The sequence below is a fragment of the Aeromicrobium sp. PFPM2_SD2 genome (genome assembly GCF_057364525.1).
Window position 1 is genome coordinate 1 of the sequence record NZ_JBNFNZ010000274.1, and the last position, 3,529, is coordinate 3,529.

At 72.3% G+C, this 3,529-nt stretch carries 3 protein-coding genes; 2 read left to right on the plus strand and 1 reads right to left on the minus strand.

Features of this window, described 5'->3' with window-relative positions; genetic code table 11:
- Window positions 1–1,496, minus strand: a 1,496-nt coding sequence (locus tag AC2W7G_RS11950; protein WP_485868639.1) for an acetyl-CoA carboxylase biotin carboxylase subunit, incomplete at its 3' end; no start/stop codon positions are given.
- A 113-nt stretch (window positions 1,497–1,609) separates the two neighbouring features.
- Between AC2W7G_RS11950 and AC2W7G_RS11955 the strand changes: the two genes are divergently transcribed.
- Window positions 1,610–2,776: an acyl-CoA dehydrogenase family protein gene (locus tag AC2W7G_RS11955; protein WP_485868637.1), complete on the plus strand. Its 1,167-nt coding sequence runs from the start codon at window positions 1,610–1,612 to the stop codon at window positions 2,774–2,776.
- An 87-nt stretch (window positions 2,777–2,863) separates the two neighbouring features.
- The gene (locus AC2W7G_RS11960) at window positions 2,864–3,394 is read left to right on the plus strand and encodes a PAS domain-containing protein (RefSeq protein WP_485868638.1); all 531 of its coding nucleotides are present in this window, start codon (window positions 2,864–2,866) and stop codon (window positions 3,392–3,394) included.
- Window positions 3,395–3,529 lie beyond the last annotated feature (135 nt).

A 3,529-nucleotide genomic window follows, 5' to 3' on the forward strand; every position in this document is an offset into this window, starting at 1 on the left:
GCCGGGGCCGCGCTGGGCGCCGAGCCCGCGGGCAGGACGACCTCGACGCGCTTGCCGGCGACCTCGACCGTGACGCGCTCGCGCTCGCCGGCCTCGTCACCCTCGGCGGCACCGCCGGAGTAGGGCTCGAGCTGGTTGTCGTAGTCGGTCTCGATCCAGGTCGTGTAGACGTCGAACGAGCCGTTCTCGGCGGTGTAGGCCGGGTCCTCGATGACCGAGCGGTGGAACGGGATGACCGTGGGCATGCCGTCGACCTCGAACTCGGCCAGCGCGCGGCGCGAGCGCTCCAGCGCCTGCTCGCGGGTGGCGCCGGTGACGACCAGCTTGGCCACGAGCGAGTCGAACGAGCCCGGGATGGTCTCGCCCTCGGTGTAGCCGCCGTCGACGCGCACGCCGGGGCCCGACGGCGGGTTCCAGCGGGTGAGGGTGCCGGGCGCGGGCAGGAAGCCGCGGCCGCCGTCCTCGGCGTTGATGCGGTACTCGATGGAGTGGCCGCGGATCTCGGGGTCGTCGTAGCCCAGCTCCTCGCCGGCGGCGATGCGGAACATCTCGCGGACCAGGTCCAGGCCGGTGACCTCCTCGGAGACCGGGTGCTCGACCTGCAGGCGGGTGTTCACCTCCAGGAAGCTGATCGTGCCGTCGCGGGCGACGAGGAACTCGCACGTGCCGGCGCCGACGTAGCCGGCCTCCTTGAGGATCGCCTTGGACGAGGCGTACAGGCGCTCGAGCTGGTCGTCGGTCAGGAACGGCGCGGGCGCCTCCTCGACGAGCTTCTGGTGGCGGCGCTGCAGCGAGCAGTCGCGGGTGGAGACGACGACGACGTTGCCGTGGCTGTCGGCCAGGCACTGGGTCTCGACGTGGCGCGGCTTGTCGAGGAACTTCTCGACCAGGCACTCGCCGCGGCCGAAGGCCGAGACGGCCTCGCGGACGGCCGACTCGTACAGCTCGGGGATCTCCTCGCGCGTGCGGGCGACCTTGAGGCCGCGGCCGCCGCCGCCGAAGACGGCCTTGATGGCGATCGGCAGCCCGACCTCGTCGGCGAAGGCGACGACCTCGTCGGCGTCCTTGACCGGCTCCTTGGTGCCGGGCGCGAGCGGCGCGTTCGCCTTCTGCGCGATCTGCTTGGCCTTGGCCTTGTCGCCCAGCGCGTCGATGGCCGCCGGCGGGGGACCGATCCAGATCAGCCCGGCGTCGAGGACGGCCTGGGCGAAGTCGGCGTTCTCGGCCAGGAAGCCGTAGCCGGGGTGGACGCTGTCGGCGCCGCTCCGCTGGGCCACGTCGACGATCTTCTCGATCGAGAGGTAGGAGTCGGCCGGCGTCGCGCCCTCGAGCGAGTACGCCTCGTCGGCGAGGCGGACGAACAGGGCGTCACGGTCGGGCTCGGCGTAGACCGCGACGCTCGCGATGCCGGCGTCCTTGCAGGCGCGGACGACCCGGACGGCGATCTCGCCGCGGTTCGCGATCAGGACCTTGGACAGCGGCTTGCTCACGGAAATCTCCTCGGTGTCGACAGGCGTCCCGAGTCTAGGCCTGGCCCCGGAGAGGCACCGTGTGAGGTAGGTAACCCGGGCGTCTTCCCGCCTCGGTTAATGCCTGTTAACCTGCGGGCATGTCCTTCGAGCTGTCCGCCGAGCACCAGGCCTTCCGTCACGCCGTCCGCGACTTCGCGCAGGCCGAGGTCGCGCCGCACGTCGCCGCCTGGGACAAGGCGCACCACTTCCCAGTCGACGTCGTGCAGAAGATGGGCGCGATGGGCCTGTTCGGGCTCACCGCCCCCGAGGAGCTGGGCGGCTCCGGCGGCGACTTCACCAGTCTGTGCGTCGCGATCGAGGAGCTCGGCCGGGTCGACCAGTCCCTCGGCATCACGCTCGAGGCCGGCGTGGGCCTGGGCATCAACCCGATCCTGACCTTCGGCACGCCCGAGCAGCAGGAGCGCTGGCTGCCCGACCTCGTGGCCGGGCGGCGGCTGGCCGGCTTCGGCCTCACCGAGCCGGGCGCCGGCTCGGACGCGGGCGCCACGCGCACCCGCGCCGAGCTCGACGGCGACGAGTGGGTCGTCAACGGCGCCAAGCAGTTCATCACCAACTCCGGCAGCGAGATCACCTCGCTCGTCACGGTCACCGCGCGCACCGGCACCGACGAGCGCGGGCGTCCGGAGATCAGCGCGATCATGGTGCCCGCGGGCACGCCGGGGTTCACCGCCGAGGCGCCCTACGACAAGCTCGGCTGGCACATCTCCGACACCCACCCGCTCACGCTCGAGGACGTCCGCGTGCCGGCCGACCACCTGCTGGGCGAGCGCGGCCGCGGCTACGCGCAGTTCCTGGCCACGCTGGACGACGGCCGCATCGCCATCGCCGCGCTGGCGGTCGGCTGCGTCCAGGCCTGCCTGGACCTGTGCGTCGAGTACGCCGGGCAGCGCACCACGTTCGGCAAGCCGATCGGCGCCAAGCAGGGCGTCGCGTTCCAGGTCGCCGACCTGGCCGTCATGGCCGAGGTCGGGCGCACGATGACCTACCGCGCCGCCGCGATGAAGGACGCCGGCGCCCCGGTCAAGGAGCTCAAGCAGGCCGCGTCGATCGCCAAGCTCTACACGTCCGAGGCGGCCGTGACGGCGACGCGCATCGCCACGCAGGTCTTCGGCGGCTACGGCTTCATGGAGGAGTACCCGGTGGCCCGGTTCTACCGCGACGCCAAGATCCTGGAGATCGGCGAGGGGACGTCCGAGGTGCAGCGCATGCTCATCGCCCGCGGCCTGGGGCTGCCGGTCGAGTGAGCCGGTGACCCAGGTCACTTCCGCTCAAGCGGTGCGGAGTCCCGGCCGATGGTCGCGCGGGGAACCGTGTCCGCCTCGGAAGGAACCATGACGCCCACCATCGCGCCCACCGGCGTCGAGCGGCACCTCCAGGAGGAGGAGCTGATCGTCACCAAGACCGACCTGCAGGGACGGCTCACGTACGCCAACGACGTGTTCCTGCGGTTCAGCCACCTCACCGAGGAGGAGGCGATCGGGCAGCCGCACAACCTGATCCGCCACCCCGACATGCCGCGCGGCGTGTTCGCCGTGCTGTGGCAGCGGGTGCAGGCGGGGCAGGAGATCTTCGCCTACGTGAAGAACCTCGCGCACGACGGCGTCGCGTACTGGGTGTTCGCCCACGTCACCCCCACCTTCGACCGCTCCGGCGCGATCGTCGGGTACCACTCGATGCGCCGGGCGCCGCGCCGGTCCGCGCTCGCCGCGGTCGAGCAGGTGTACGCCGAGATGCGCCGCCACGAGGCGGGGCTGCCCGGCCCGGCCGCGGCCGAGGCGTCGCGCACCTGGTTGACCGAGCACCTCCAGGAGCAGGGCACCGACTACGACGCGTGGGTGTGGAGCCTGGAGGCGAGCGCATGAGGATCGGACGCCGACGTCAGGCTCAGCTCGCGCTGGAGGCCGAGAACGCCGCCCTGCGCGCCGTGGTGGGCGAGCTCGGACGCGTCGCCGACGCGACCGCCCGCGGCGACCTCGAGCACGAGCTCGTCGTGCACC

Coding starts and splice junctions, on each gene's coding strand:
- AC2W7G_RS11955 (WP_485868637.1), top strand. CDS start 1,610: ATGTCCTTCGAGCTGTCCGCCGAGCACCAGGCCTTCCGTCACGCCGTC.
- AC2W7G_RS11960 (WP_485868638.1), top strand. CDS start 2,864: ATGACGCCCACCATCGCGCCCACCGGCGTCGAGCGGCACCTCCAGGAG.